The sequence below is a fragment of the Microbispora sp. H10885 genome (assembly GCF_014161415.1).
In the GTDB taxonomy this organism is placed as follows: Bacteria; Actinomycetota; Actinomycetes; order Streptosporangiales; family Streptosporangiaceae; genus Microbispora; species Microbispora triticiradicis.
The window spans coordinates 1-13,394 of record NZ_JABBWY010000016.1; the positions used below are offsets into that span (position 1 = coordinate 1).

Annotated in this window: 10 protein-coding genes; 3 read left to right on the forward strand and 7 right to left on the reverse strand. The window is 70.5% G+C overall.

The genetic code is table 11. The features are described from left to right. Positions 1–153: 153 nt before the first annotated feature. The 3 genes from HHX37_RS32810 to HHX37_RS32820 form a co-directional block, all read right to left on the reverse strand. A complete protein-coding gene (locus tag HHX37_RS32810; protein ID WP_182887884.1) occupies positions 154–2,544 on the reverse strand; it encodes a family 43 glycosylhydrolase in 2,391 nt (796 codons plus the stop codon). 42 nt (positions 2,545–2,586) lie between these two features. After that, a complete protein-coding gene (locus HHX37_RS32815) occupies positions 2,587–5,508 on the reverse strand; it encodes a family 43 glycosylhydrolase (RefSeq protein ID WP_182887885.1) in 2,922 nt (973 codons plus the stop codon). Between the two features lie 113 nt (positions 5,509–5,621). Further along, entirely contained in the window at positions 5,622–6,548 is a 927-nt protein-coding gene (locus tag HHX37_RS32820; RefSeq protein ID WP_182882640.1) for a MerR family transcriptional regulator, read from the reverse strand. Between the two features lie 96 nt (positions 6,549–6,644). Here HHX37_RS32820 and HHX37_RS32825 point away from each other — a divergent pair, with 96 nt between their 5' ends. The 3 genes from HHX37_RS32825 (at position 6,645) to HHX37_RS32835 (ending at position 9,257) form a co-directional block, all read left to right on the forward strand. After that, positions 6,645–7,466, forward strand: coding sequence for an SAM-dependent methyltransferase (locus tag HHX37_RS32825; protein WP_182877444.1), 822 nt, complete (start codon positions 6,645–6,647; stop codon positions 7,464–7,466). Positions 7,467–7,469: 3 nt separating this feature from the next. After that, entirely contained in the window at positions 7,470–8,366 is an 897-nt protein-coding gene (locus HHX37_RS32830) for a LysR family transcriptional regulator (RefSeq protein WP_182882638.1), read from the forward strand. A gap of 453 nt (positions 8,367–8,819) precedes the next feature. Then, the gene (locus tag HHX37_RS32835; protein ID WP_244302245.1) at positions 8,820–9,257 is read left to right on the forward strand and encodes a DoxX family protein; all 438 of its coding nucleotides are present in this window, start codon (positions 8,820–8,822) and stop codon (positions 9,255–9,257) included. A 24-nt stretch (positions 9,258–9,281) separates the two neighbouring features. Here HHX37_RS32835 and atzF read toward each other — a convergent pair whose 3' ends face one another. From atzF to HHX37_RS32855, 4 genes are read right to left on the reverse strand one after another with little or no spacing between them, the layout of a single operon-like run. Further along, positions 9,282–10,976: an allophanate hydrolase gene (gene atzF, locus HHX37_RS32840; protein ID WP_182887886.1), complete on the reverse strand. Its 1,695-nt coding sequence runs from the start codon at positions 10,974–10,976 to the stop codon at positions 9,282–9,284. After that, on the reverse strand, positions 10,973–11,677 hold the full coding sequence (locus tag HHX37_RS37360; RefSeq protein ID WP_259406923.1) for a cysteine hydrolase family protein: 705 nt from the start codon (positions 11,675–11,677) through the stop codon (positions 10,973–10,975). The genes atzF and HHX37_RS37360 overlap by 4 nt, the downstream gene beginning before the upstream one ends. Further along, positions 11,674–12,219, reverse strand: coding sequence for a cysteine hydrolase family protein (locus HHX37_RS32850; RefSeq protein WP_182887887.1), 546 nt, complete (start codon positions 12,217–12,219; stop codon positions 11,674–11,676). The genes HHX37_RS37360 and HHX37_RS32850 overlap by 4 nt, the downstream gene beginning before the upstream one ends. Positions 12,220–12,230: 11 nt before the next feature. Continuing rightward, entirely contained in the window at positions 12,231–13,385 is a 1,155-nt protein-coding gene (locus HHX37_RS32855; RefSeq protein WP_182887888.1) for a BMP family ABC transporter substrate-binding protein, read from the reverse strand. Positions 13,386–13,394: the final 9 nt, after the last annotated feature.

Here is a 13,394-nt window from a genome sequence, read left to right on the forward strand (position 1 = left end):
GTCGATGCCGGCGCCGGGGTCGTCGGCGAGGGCGGGGGAGACGCCGATGCCGGTGAGGGTGAGGCCGAGCACGGAGGCGGCCAGTATCTGGGTGGTGCGGGTCATTCGCATGGGGTGATCACTCCGAATTCATGAGGGGCGGGGCCGGTGCGGTCAGCGGCAGTCGGCCGCGGGGTAGGCGGCGTCGTAGGACGTGGTGACCTGCTTGCCACCGATCGTCGCGGTCCCGGCCACGGTCACCTTGCCCGCGCCGATCTGCCCGGCCCGGGTGTTGAAGGACTGGTAGGCCTGCTTGCCCGGGGCCACGCCGGTCACGGTCTTGGAACCGTACGGGGTGGTCAGCGTCACCGTCGCCGGCGCGTCGCCGTCGTTGACGGCCGTGACCGCCAGGTACACCGAGGAGCCGATGCAACGGGAGGAGGCGGTGACGGTCAGCTTGACCTCCGGCGAGGACTGCTCCGCCTCGAAGGCCCAGGAGTCGATCTCGAAGAGGTCCGCGCCCTCGGGCCCGGCGTAGGTGAAGTACACGTCGTGCACGCCCTTGACACCGTCGAGCTTGGCGGAGAGCCTCGTCCACTCGCCGAGCGGAGCGTCGACGGGGATGGTCGCCACCACGGGCGAGTTGCGGCCGTCGAGACGGACCTCGATCCTGCCGCCCGCGGCGAGCGGCCGCACCTTCGCGGTGACGCCGGTGGCGCCGGCCGTGCCGAAGTCGACCTTGGCGAGCGACGTCCAGTCGCCGTTGTCGACGTCGTACACCGCGAGGTTCGGCGCCTGCGCGCCGAACTCCTCCGACCCGCCGTCGATCTTCTTGGTCGCGATGCCCTGCTGCCACGCGATCGTCTCGGCCTCGATGACCCGGTACGGATCGAGGTTGCGGATCTGCTCGACGCCCTTGTAGTCGCCCCTCACCTCCTTGATCGTGCCGTCGGCGTTGAAGTCGAGCTTGGCGAGGTGCGGGCTGCGGAAGCCCTGGGTGGCGCCGCCCGTGATGCGGCTGTTGAGCGTCTGGGCGTGGTAGGTGAAGTAGTACTGGCCGTTGAGCTGGAACACCGACTGGTGGTTGTTGCCACCGGCGCCGAAGTAGGTGCCGGGATTCTTGAAGATGATCCCCTTGTACGTCTCGGGGGTCCAGGGGCCCATCGGGCTGTCGGCCATGAGATAGGCGATCGCCCCGGTCGGCGGGCCGTTGGGGTCGACCGTGCCGCCGAACCCGAAGTTCGACGAGTACGAGTAGTAGTACTTGCCGTCGCGCTTGAACAGGTGGCCGGCCTCGAACACGAGCGGCGCGTCGATGACCTCCGCCGAGCCGTTCGTGCTGATCATGTCGTCGCCGAGCTTGATCACACGCGTGGACTTCGGGTGGTTGGTGTTCTCGGCGCTGCGCGTCCCGTCGTCGCCGCCACCGCCGAAGACGAGGTAGCCCTGGCCGTCGTCGTCGACGAACACGCCGGGGTCGAACAGCCAGTTGATGCCGTTGGACGCCCCCGGCGTCGCGCTCGTGATGAGCAGGTTGCCACGCTCGTCGTGCCACGGACCCACCGGTGAGTCGCCGACGATGACGCCGGAGCCGCCGCCGTTGTTGGCGAAGTAGAGGAAGAACTTCTCCTTGCCGCCGACGACCTTGCTCTCCATGGCCGGGGCCCACGAGTTGTTCGCGTAGCGGGCGACCCCGTTCGGGCCCGCGACGGGGATCTCGCCGTGGTCGACCCAGTTCATGAGGTCGTCGGACGAGATGACCGTGATCGTGTTGATGCTGGCGTAGGTGTTCGTCGAAGAGACCCCGGTGGGGCCCGGCTTGTACTCCTGCGTGTCGTTGGTCATGTAGATGTACACGCGGCCGTCGTGGACGAAGGCGTTGCCGTCTGCCCCGAACTTGTGCGAGATGAGCGGGTTGCCCTCGCCCGGGTTCTTGCCGAGCGCCTCGATGGTCGTCGAGGGGGTGAACTCCGAGACCGACACGTCGTCGACCTTGAAGTCCATGAGGTGCGTGTCCGGAGCGGACGAGGGATTCGACGTCCAGGGCGTCTCGAGGAAGAGCCGCGCGGTCGTGACGCTCTGCCCCGCCGGGATCGTGAACGTGCCCTGGATGAGCCCCCACTGCCCGCGGGCCACGGTCACCGTGCCGACGTTCGTGTACGTCGAGCCGCCGTAGTGCATGGTGGCGAAGAACTGCTTGGTCGCCGGGCTGTTGGGATTCTCGTACTTCACCCGGGCCGTGATCGCGTACGTCTTCCCGGCCTGCACCTTGCCGGACAGGTCCTGCATCGGGCCGGATCCGGTCGTCTTCCGGTTCGTGACGAGCACGGCGCTCGAACCGGCGTATGCGTCCGTCGTGGGCGACAGCGTGGCGCCGTCCGTCGAGTTCCCGTTGTTGACGAACCAGCTGCTGAGGCCGTCCTCGAACCCGCCGTTCACGATGATGTTCTGGCCTGCGGCCTGCACCGGCCCTGTCGTCGCGGCGACCGCCGTCGCCAGCAGGGCGCCGGTCACGGCCGCGGCGGCGACCCGTCGCACGACCGACTTTCTGACGCGCTTCAACACGAATATTCTCCTTGACCTCGGACTTTGCGGGGAGATGTGGGGTCAGCGGCAGTCGGCCGCGGGGTAGGCGGCGTCGTAGGACGTGGTGACCTGCTTGCCACCGATCGTCGCGGTCCCGGCCACGGTCGCCTTGCCGGCGCCGATCTGCCCGGCCCGGGTGTTGAAGGACTGGTAGGCCTGCTTGCCCGGGGCCACGCCGGTCACGGTCTTGGAGCCGTACGGGGTGGTCAGCGTCACCGTCGCCGGCACATCGGAGTCGTTGACGGCCGTGACCGCCAGGTACACCGAGGAGCCGATGCAGCGGGAGGCGGCGGTGACGGTCAGCTTGACCTCCGGCGAGGCGGCCCTGAGCGTGCCGAGCCGGGCGAGCTGGTAGCTGAGCGCCCGCTCGGGCGCGTCGATCTGGTTCTGGGTGCCGAACTGCCCGGCCCGCGCCGCCTTGGCGTCGGCGAGCGCGGCCTGCGTCGCGGACCAGGCGTCCGCGGGGTAGTCGCGCTTGTCGAGCGTCTCCGCGTACGCGACGGCCGCGTCGAGGGCGCTCGTGTCGAGCGGCTTGTTCTGCGCGGTCAGCGTGTCGCTGAGCTTGTAGTAGTCGAAGTCGACGTGGCCGCCGGTCTCCTTCGTCGCGTAGTCGAACAGGCCGACCCGGTGCCCCATGAAGTGCGAGAGGCTGCCGTCCAGCGCCTGCGGGCCGACGCGGCCGCCCAGCTGGGTCCACTTCAGCCCGTCCAGGCTGTAGTAGAACGTCGTCCACAGCTGTCCGGCCGGTGAGGCGAAGTCGAGGTCCGCCTTCACGTACACCTGGCTCGCGTCTCCGAGCGGAACCGTCGTGCCCGGCACGAAGTTCTCGATCGCCGCCTGATCGATGTCGACCGCGAACGGCTGCCCCCGGTTGACGACGCCGAGCGTGTTCTGGCCGTCGGCGCGCTTGACCGCGATGTAGGAGAACCCGCGGTTGTAGGCGGCCAGGCCGGCGACGTCGCCGTTCTTCATGGCGGAGACGTCCATCCTGGTCTCGACGGACTGCCGGGGCCCGAACGTCCGCTGCGAGAGCGTGTTCCGCGCCTCCTCGAACCAGGTCAGCTCGTCCCGGTTGGAGAGCTTGGTGTAGACGTACTTGCCGGTGACCACCTTGCCGGTCGTCAGCCGCAGCCATCCGTCGCGATCGGTGAGCGACCAGTACCGGTTGTCGGGGGCGTGGTTCCACTCCCACACCGGGGCCAGGCGCGACCCGTTGGGGGTGATCTCCTCCTTGGCGGGGTACTCGGTCGTCACCGGCTGCCCGACGACGGAGACGTCGTCGATCAGGTACTCCACGCTCGACGACGCCGGCTGCGGGTTGCCCCACGGCGTCTCCACCGCGAACTTGAAGTTGTCCACGTTCGCCGTCGTGGGAACGGTGTACTGGCCCGTCACCGTCGTCCACTGGCCCATCGGAACGTTCCCGGACGCCATCGTCTGGACGCCGGCGCCCCAGTCGGCCACCAGGTTGAACCGGATGCTGCTCGGCCCCGACGTGTACCTGACCTTCGCCGACACGGTGTAGGTCACACCGCGCTGCACCTTCCCGTTCAGGTACTGGTTCGGACCGGAACCGTTGAGCGTGCGGTTGCTCACCTTCAGCGCCGCCGAGCCCGCCGCCGGGCCGGTCGTGTCGCGGCTGATCGTCGCTCCGTACTGCGTGCCCCACGGCGAGACCGCGTCGGACTCGAACCCGGGGTTCTGCAGCAGCTCGACGCCGATGAGCGAGGGGTCGTACGCCGGCGGCTGCGGGATCGTCCAGTCCTCGTCCATGTACGCCTTGTGCGGGGCGTCGTTGGCGAAGTCGTCGGAGGCGACGATGCTCTTCTGCTGCTCCAGCCGCTCCTCCTCCGGGCTCAGCGCGATCGGCTTGGCGAACGCGCCGCCCACCGGCACGACCCCGTTGTTCCCGAAGACCGGCCAGCCGTCCTGCCACGTCGCGGGGATGAGCGCTGGGGTGCGCCCGATCGGGAAGTTGTCGCGGAAGAACATGCCGTACCAGTCGGTGCCGCCTCCGTCGCGCGAGATCGGCACGAGGCTGCCCTGCGCGAAGCCGTTGGAGTTGAGCACCCCGCGGGCCTCGTAGGTGTTCGTGCCGTCCGCCGAGGTGTAGCGCCCGAGCAGGTCCTTGGAGCGGAACATGACGACCTGGCGTCCCTGGCCGGACGGCCAGGTGATGATCACCACGTAGTAGTAGCCGTTGATGTGGAAGACCTGGGCGCCCTCGAACAGGCCGCCGATGAACGGCTTGCCGGCGTAGTCGCTCGCCGCGAAGATGCTCGGAAAGTCCTTGTCAATGCCCGACATATCGGACTTGAGGCGCACGGCACTCGTGCTGCCGGAGCCGTAGAAGATGTACGCCGTGCCGTCGTCGTCGAAGAACAGCGAGGGGTCGTGCAGTCCGCGGCCGAGGGGCGTGCGCTTCCACTTCCCGTTCTCGACGTCGTCGGTGCTGTAGAGGTAGGCGCCGCCGAGGTTGTTGGTGTTGAAGACGGCGTAGAACCTGCCGTCGTGGTAGCGGAGGGACGACGCCCACTGGCCCTGGCCGTACGAGTTCTGCCCGTTGCGCAGCGAGAACGCGTCGCCGATGTCCGCCCGGTCGAACACGTAGTTGACGATCTCCCAGTTCACCAGATCGTAGGACTTCATGATCGGTGCACCCGGGCTCAGGTGCATCGTGGTGCTGATCATGTAGTAGACGTCCCGGTGCTCCTTGTTCTCGGCGGCCGGGACGCGCTCCACGCTGATGTCCGGCACGTCGGCGTTGGTGATCGGCACGGTGTAGGTGCCGTCGCCCTTGTCGGTCGAGGTGTACGACGGCTTGGGCGACCACGCGTTGTCGGCGGCGGCCACGCCACCCGTGGACACGAGGCCGGCGCAGAGGAGCGCGCCGGCCGTCGCGATCGCGGTTCTGCGCGGTGAAGGGCGGGGGGATACGGACATGGGGGGTCTCCAGTCATGGATATGACGCGCCCGTTAATATTGTTTGCGCTAACATGTCCTGTCAAGGCTCCCCGACGTCCACTTTGTCGGTAATGTTCGCGCTCACATCATGGTCAGGCCCCCGGGTGCGCGCGGAGGGCGTCCAGAAGCCACGCGAAGTCGTCCGCGTGGGACGGCTTGGGCTCCCGGCCGTTGATCACCGCCATCAGGCGCCGGTACCGATCGGCCTCGGCGTACAGGCCGGCCTCGATCCGCTCCCGTACGGCCGCCCGGCCGGCGGCGTCCATGTCGCCGAGCAGGCGGGTGACGACCTCCGCGGCCTCCGGTGAATCGGGGCTCACGCCGTCCTCCCGGGCCTGCCCCGCGAGCCAGACGACCTTCTTGGCGAACCAGGCGAAGGCCCCCGGCTCCTGTCCGGCCCGCCCTCGGCTGTTGTGCTCCACCATGTCGCGCATGCGCCGCCGGAAGTCCGGGTCGCGTACGAGCTCGGCCAGTTCCACCCAGGCGTCCACCTGCTCGGGCGTGGGGTCGTCGGGGAGGTCGACCCGGGTGTGCCCCATCCGGTTCCTGAGCTCCGGATCGGCGTCCAGGCCACCGAAGACCTCGTCCACGAAGTCCTCGACGATGCGCCGCCGCTCCTCCGCGGACAGCCGTGCCATGTCGTTCAACAGTTTCATCTCCTCCGTGTTCATCTCTTCCGTGCCGGACCGTCGTCTCGCGACGGTGCTGAGCACCGCGCGCCGGATCCGCAGGGTGCGGATCTGCGCGTCCAGTGCGTCCACATGGACGGCGGCGACATCCGCCAGGGTGACCTTCCGCTCCAGCACCCGCCGAATGTCGCCGAGGCCGAGGCCGAGGTCCCGCAGGGTCCGGACGAGCTCCAGCCGTGCCACGGCGCCGGCGTCGTAGAGCCGGTAGCCTCCCTCGCTCCGTCCCGCCGGCGGCAGCACTCCCACGTCCGACCAGTAGCGGATCGTCCGCGCCGGCATGCCGGTGCGGCGGGAGAGCCGTCCGACGGTGAACAGCCCTTCATCGTCCATGGCGACGAGTGTCACCCTGACAGCGACTGGAAACTCAAGCCGTCCGTCTCTCGGGTTCGCCGTGAACCGGCACTAGGGTTGTGCACGGGAGGTCGGATGAGCGCAGGCTTGGTGGACGGTCCCGGCGACGAGGGCCGTCCCAGGCTCGACACGAGCGTGCCGCACGCGGCGCGCGTCTGGAACTACTTCCTCGGGGGCAAGGACCACTTCCCGGCGGACCGGGAACTCGGCGACCAGCTCATGCAGGCGTATCCCGGCATCGTGGACATCGCCCGGCAGTCGCGGAGTTTCCTCGGCCGGGCCGTGCGGTATCTCGCGGGCGAGGTGGGCGTCCGGCAGTTCCTCGACATCGGCACCGGCCTGCCGACCGCCGCCAACACCCACGAGGTCGCCCAGCGGGTGGCGCCGGAGTCGCGGATCGTGTACGTCGACAACGACCCGCTGGTGCTGGTGCACGCCCACGCCCTGCTGACCAGCACTCCGCCGGGGATGACCGCCTACATCGAGGCCGACGTGCGCGACCCCGGCACGATCCTGGAGGCGGCGGCGAAGACGCTCGACCTGGCCGAGCCGGTGGGGCTCATGCTGCTCGGGGTCATGGGTCAGGTCCTCGACGACGAGGAGGCGTACGGGCTCGTGCGCTATCTGATGGACGCCCTCCCGTCCGGCAGCCATCTCGTGTTCGAGGACGGCACGAAGGTCGTCGCGCCCGAGGCGGCGGACGAGGCCGAGCGCATCCGCGCCGAGGCGGGCGACCCCTATCGTCTGCGCACGCCCGAGCAGATCACCCGTTTCTTCGACGGTCTCACGCTGCTGGAGCCGGGGGTGGTGTCGGTGTCCCGATGGCGGCCCGGGCCCAGCCAGTTCGGCGAGGCGCCGGAGGTCGACGCGATGTGCGGGGTCGGCCGCAAGCCCTGACCCGTGGACCCCGGCCCGCCACTGCGTGACATCGGCTGCTTCGCCCTCGTCGCCCGGCATCTCAGCTTCTCCCGCGCCGCCGCCGAGATGGGCGTCTCCCAGCCCGCCGCGAGTCAGGCCGTCGGGCGGCTGGAGCGTGTGCTCGGGGTCCGCCTGTTCGAGCGGACCAGCCGCGAGGTGCGGCTGACCCCCGCCGGGAAGACGCTGCTGCCGTACGCCGAGACGCTGCTGGAGTCCGCGGCGGCCTTCTCGGCCGAGGCGCGGCGGCTGGCCGCACCGGCGGGCGCCGGCGTCCGGCTGGCCTATCCCCCGCTGGTGGGTGGTCTCGCGGCGCGGGTGGCCCTCCGGATGGCCCGCCGCGATCCCCCGGCCGAGGTGGAACTGCGTCCCGCCGGGCGCGCCGCCTCCCTCGCGGCCGTCTCCGCCGGTGAGGTGACCGCCGCGATCCTGGCGAGCCCTTTTCCCCGTGACCTGACCACGGCCGCCCGGTTCCATGTGCCCGTCAGCCACCTGGCCGTGCCCGCCGGGGACCCGCTCGCGGACCTGCCCCGGCTGCAGCCCGAACGGCTCGCCCGGCACCGGGTGCTCGTGCCCCGTGAACGCCCTCCCGGCGGCGTGTGGGCGCGGCTCGCCGCTCGTGTCGGGCCCCACCGGCAGCACGTGGTGGCCGGCGAGATCGACGACTTCGCCGCCGCGCTCGACCTGGTCGCGGCGGGCGTCGGCCTGCTCCCGACTCCCGCTCTGCTCGTCGCGTCCGTCCGCAGGGACGACGTCGCCTTCGTCCCGCTCGACGCGGGCGATCTACGGCTGACGTACGCCCTCGCATGGCGGGGCGAACGAGTGTCGGCGGGCCTGATGGCACTGGTGCAGACCGTGCAGGAGTGTCTCTGGACGCGATAGCGCACGACCCGATCGGAAAGTTTCACGCGGCCCGAATGGTCACTGAAACCAAAATCCGATGGGTGGACGGAGCACTACCAGGCATTATCCCGCATAGCACCGCCACGGCACCCCTAAGCATTACTTGAACACTTGACTACCGGCCTCCGCACCAGCAATCTAAGACCAGCGCGGTCCGCTGTCCGTTCGGCGCCGAACAGTGACATCGGGCTCGTCGCAGTCCATGGACGCATGAGCGACACCACCAGCGACGCTGCTGGGATAAAGGTGTTGACCTGCACTTTCGGGGTCTGCACCCCTACCTGCGCGCGGCTTCCCACAGCCGGGCGTCGAATCCGCCGACAATGTGAAGCTCGGAACGCCGGAATTCTGCACGGTTTATACAGTTCTGAGCCAAACTTTCGTCGGCCGGTGCTCTCATTCTTATTTTTCACCACAAAGAAGGTGGTCTCCGTGAAAATCGGTCAGATCAGCGGGCCGGTGCTCTCGCTCTTCCGGGTCGTGACCGGGCTGCTGTTCGTCTGCCACGGCGTGTCGTCGATCTTCGGGGTCCTGGGCGGCATCGACGGGAAGGGTCAGGTCCTGCCGACCGGCTCGTGGCCGGGCTGGTGGGGGGCGGCCATCCAGCTGGTCTTCGGCACGCTCGTCCTCCTCGGGCTGTTCACCCGCGTCAGCGCGGTGCTCTGCTCCGGCTCGATGGCCTACGCCTACTTCACCGTCCACGCCCCGCAGGATCTCTTCCCGCTTCTCAACGGCGGCGAGGCCGCGGCCATGTTCTGCTGGTCGTTCTTCCTCATCGCCGTCTTCGGCCCCGGCTCCTGGGCGCTGGACACGTTGATCCACCGGATGCGGCGCCGCGATGTCGAGGCGTACGCGCCCGCGGCGGCGTAGGCGCGACCGCCTCGCGGCCGGGCGCTACGCGCGTCCGGCCGCGAGGTAGGCGGGCCAGCTGCCCAGCCCGGTGATGTCCCTGGCCGACCCCACCGCGTACGACTCGCACAGGAAGCCCTGGACCCGGCGGCCGTCGGAGAGCTCCACCGTGCCGAGGCCCAGCGGACTGGGGACGGTCACGAGCAGCTCCCCCAGTGCGGCCGGTGTGATCTCGTGCAACTCGACCTCGACGGAGGAGCCGCCCTCCTCCCTGACCAGGCCGGGCCTGTCGCCGAGGTCGTAGAGCCGGTAGCAGGGGGCCGTCCGGGCGACGGCGGCGAACCTCGCGCCGAGCGCCACCAGGTGCGGGTGCAGCGGCTGGCCCACCCGGTGGGCCCCGACCACCGCCAGCGGGACGGTCCGGGCCGCCGGCGCCCGGGGCGCCGGGTCCGCCTCGTCCTTCTCGTCCTTCGCGGCCTTCTCACCCAGGAAGCCCGCGCCCAGGGCGGCCAGGAAGTCGTCGGACCCCGCCGGAGCCAGGAAGGTCACGCCGTGTGGCCGGCCCGCCAGGGTGAGCCCGGCGGGCACGGCGACCGCGGCGAGGTCCAGCAGGTTCGCGAACGTGGTGTAGTGGCCGAGGATCGTGTTGCGGCCGATGGGGTCCTCGGCCATCTCCGCCAGCGTGAACGTCGTGGGCACGGTCGGCACGGCCAGCGCGTCGATCCGGGTCCACACGGGCGCCGTGACGGACCGCAGCTCCCGCAGGCGGTGCAGCCCCCCGAACACCTCGGCCCCGCTGATCGCGCCGCCGCTCTCCAGCACCCGCCGGGTCACCGGGTGCAGGTCACGCGCGTGCCGGGCGGTGAAGTCGCCCACGCCCGCGAGCCGCTCGGCCACCCACGGCCCCTCGTAGAGCAGTCTCCCCGCCGCGAGGAACGGCGTCAGGTCGACCGGCACGATCTCGTGACCCAGGCCCGCCAGCCGCTCGGTCACCGCGGTGAACGCCTCCGCCGCGGCGCCGTCCCCGAAGAACTCCGGCGTACGCGGGACGCCGATCCGGGCGGACGCGCCGCCGCCGGGCTTCCGGGGTGTCGGCGTGCGCGACCACGGGTCGCCGGGGTGCGGCCCGGCGATCACCCGCAGGACCGCCGTCGCGTCCGCGACCGTGCGCGCGAACACGCTGGGGCAGTCGAGCGACCTGCAGGCGGGCACGACGCCGAGGGTGGGCACCAGGCCGCGGGACGGCTTGAGCCCCACCGTCCCGGTGAGCGCGGCCGGCACCCGGCCCGACCCCGCCGTGTCGGTGCCGATCGCGAACGGCACGAGCCCCGCCGCGACCGCCACGGCCGACCCGGACGACGAGCCGCCCGAGATGAGCCCCGGCACCAGCGGCGACTCGCACGCGCCGTAGGGCGTGCGAGTCCCGGACAGGCCGGTGGCGAACTGGTCGAGGTTCGTCTTGCCGACGAGCAGCGCCCCCGCCGCCACCAGGCGGTCCACCAGCGGGGCGCTACGCGCGGGCCGGTAGGCGAAGGCCGGGCAGGCCGCCGTCGTCGGCAACCCGGCCACGTCGACGTTGTCCTTGACCGCGAACGGCACGCCGTACAGCGGGAGCGCGGGGTCGAGCCCGTCCAGGTCGCGCAGCACGTCGGCCTCCCGGCGGAGGCTGATCCAGACGCCGTCGTCCCCGCGTTCGCGGATCCTCCGGTACGTGCCCGCGACGACCTCGGCCGGAGTCACGGAGCCTCGGCAGGCGAGACGAGGAGCGCGGCGAGGAGCGCCGCGGACGGGGCGACCGCGCCGAAGACTCCGCCCTGCATGGTGACCATCTTCAGGGCCGCCTCGTAGTTGCCCTTGTCGGTCGCGCCCGTGCAGTCGGAGAGGAGCAGGCACTCGTATCCCCGGTCGTTGGCCTCGCGCATGGTCGTGTGCACGCAGACGTCGGTGGTGATCCCGGTCAGCACGAGATGGGTGATCCCGCGCGTCCGCAGCAGCAGGTCGAGGTCGGTGGCGTAGAACGCGCCCTTCCCCGGCTTGTCCACCACGAGTTCACCCCCGACGGGCGCGACCTCGGGGACGATCTCCCAGCCGGGCTCGCCGCGCACGAGGATCCGCCCGCAGGGCCCCGCCGTGCCGATCCCCGCGCCGATCCGCCGTGACCGCCACAGCTTGTTGGGCGGGCAGTCGGCGAGATCGGGCCGGTGTCCCTCACGGGTGTGCACGACCAGGAGGCCGCGTTCGCGGCAGGCGGCGAGCACCCGCGCCGTGGGCTCCAGGCCGGCCCGGGTGAGCGACAGGTCGTAGCCCATCATGTCCACGTAGCCGCCCGGCCCGCAGAAGTCGACCTGCCAGTCGACGCAGATCAGGGCGGTGGTGGCGGGATCGAGCCCACCGTCGTACGGCCAGGCGTACGGCTCCGCCTCGACAACCGGAAAAATCATGACAGCTCCCTGATGAGGGCGGCGCTCGATCCGACCGCGCCGAAGATCCCGCCGGACATTTCGATCATGGAGAGGGCGGCCCCGGCCAGCATGGGGTCGGCGGCGGCGCAGGCGTCCGCCACCAGCAGGCACTCGTACCCCCGGTCGTTGGCCGACCGCATCGTCGAGTGGACGCCGAGTTCCAGGCAGCAGCCGGTGAGCGCCAGCAGGTCGCGCCCGGCGGCCCTGAGCAGGTCGTCGAGGCCGCTGCCGTGGAACCCGTCCCACCCCGCCGCCGCGACGTCGCAGTCCGGAGCAGCACCCGTAGCCTTACTCGGAGCCCTATTCGGTGGTGCCACCGGAGGCCCGGCGGGGCGCAGCGGCGGACGGACCCCGACCCGGACCACCAGGCCGCCCGCACCGCGCACCGTTTCCTCCAGGCCGGCTGTCCCCCCAGCCATCCCCCCTCTGGCACTGCGATCCGGGCAGGCCACGGCGAGCAGGGCGAGCCGGGACGGGTCCAGACGCCCGTGCCAGGGCCAGGGATACGGAGTGGTGGTCATGACTGAGGACCTCACGACTTCGGCAGGCTTCCGACGACGCCATCGACGAAGTAGTCGATCTTCTCGATGGTCTCGTAGTCGGGCACGGTGCCCTCCGGGACGCGGACCTTGCCCTCCTGGTCGCGCACCGGCCCGGCGAAGGGCGAGGAGTTCCTGAGCCTCTCCTTCGCGGCGTCGACCAGCTTCTTCGTCTCCTCGTCCACGCCCGGCCCGTACGGCGACTGCACGAAGGGGTTGTCGCCGGTCTTGTAGCCGACCCGGAAGTTCGCGTTGTACTTCGAGCCGGTGAACGTGCCGGCCAGGGCCGTGCGGACGATGTCGGAGTAGAGCGGTCCCCAGTTCCACTGTGACCCGGTCAGCCAGCCCTTCGGGGCGATGCCGGAGGCGTCGGCGTGGTAGCCGACGGTCATCGCGCCGGCCGCCTCCGTCGCCTTGATGACGGTCGCGGTGCAGTCCTGGTGCTGGCTGATCACGTCGACGCCCTGCTTGAGGAGGTTCGCCGCCGCCTCGGCCTGCTTCGCCGGGTCGCACCAGCTCGACGTGCTCACCGCGTACGTCTTCACGGTGGGGTTCACCGACCGGGCGCCGAGTTCGAAGGCGTCGATGTTGTCGATGGTCTGGCTGATCGGGAACGCGTAGACGTATCCGAGTTTGCCGGTCTTCGTCGCCTTGCCCGCCGCGATGCCCGCGAGGTACACGGGCTCGTACACGGTGCCGAAGAACGTGCCCGCGTTCGGCGGGGTGGTCCCGGTGATGAGGTTGCCCTGCTGGACGACCACGACGTCGGGGTGCTCGGCGGCGACCTTGAGCGCGGCGTCCAGGTGTCCGTACGACGTGGCGAAGATGATCCGGGCGCCCTTGGCGATCATGCTGTTCATGACGCGGGCGGCGTTGTCGTCCTCGGGCACGTTCTCCGCGGTGATCACCTTCAGTTGCGGGAACACCTTGGCCACCTCCTGGCTGCCCTGGTAGGCGGCCTGGTTGTAGCCGTAGTCGTCCTTCGGGCCGACGAAGACGAACCCGACGGCGGGTGAGTCCTTGCCGGGCGCGGCGCCGCCCGGGGCGGCGGGCGCGGCGGTCCCTGCGGTGTTGGCGGAGCAGGCGGTCGTGAGGGTGGAGAGGACGGCGAGGGCGGTGAGGGCCGCCCCGGCGATGATCGTGCGCATGGGGTCTCC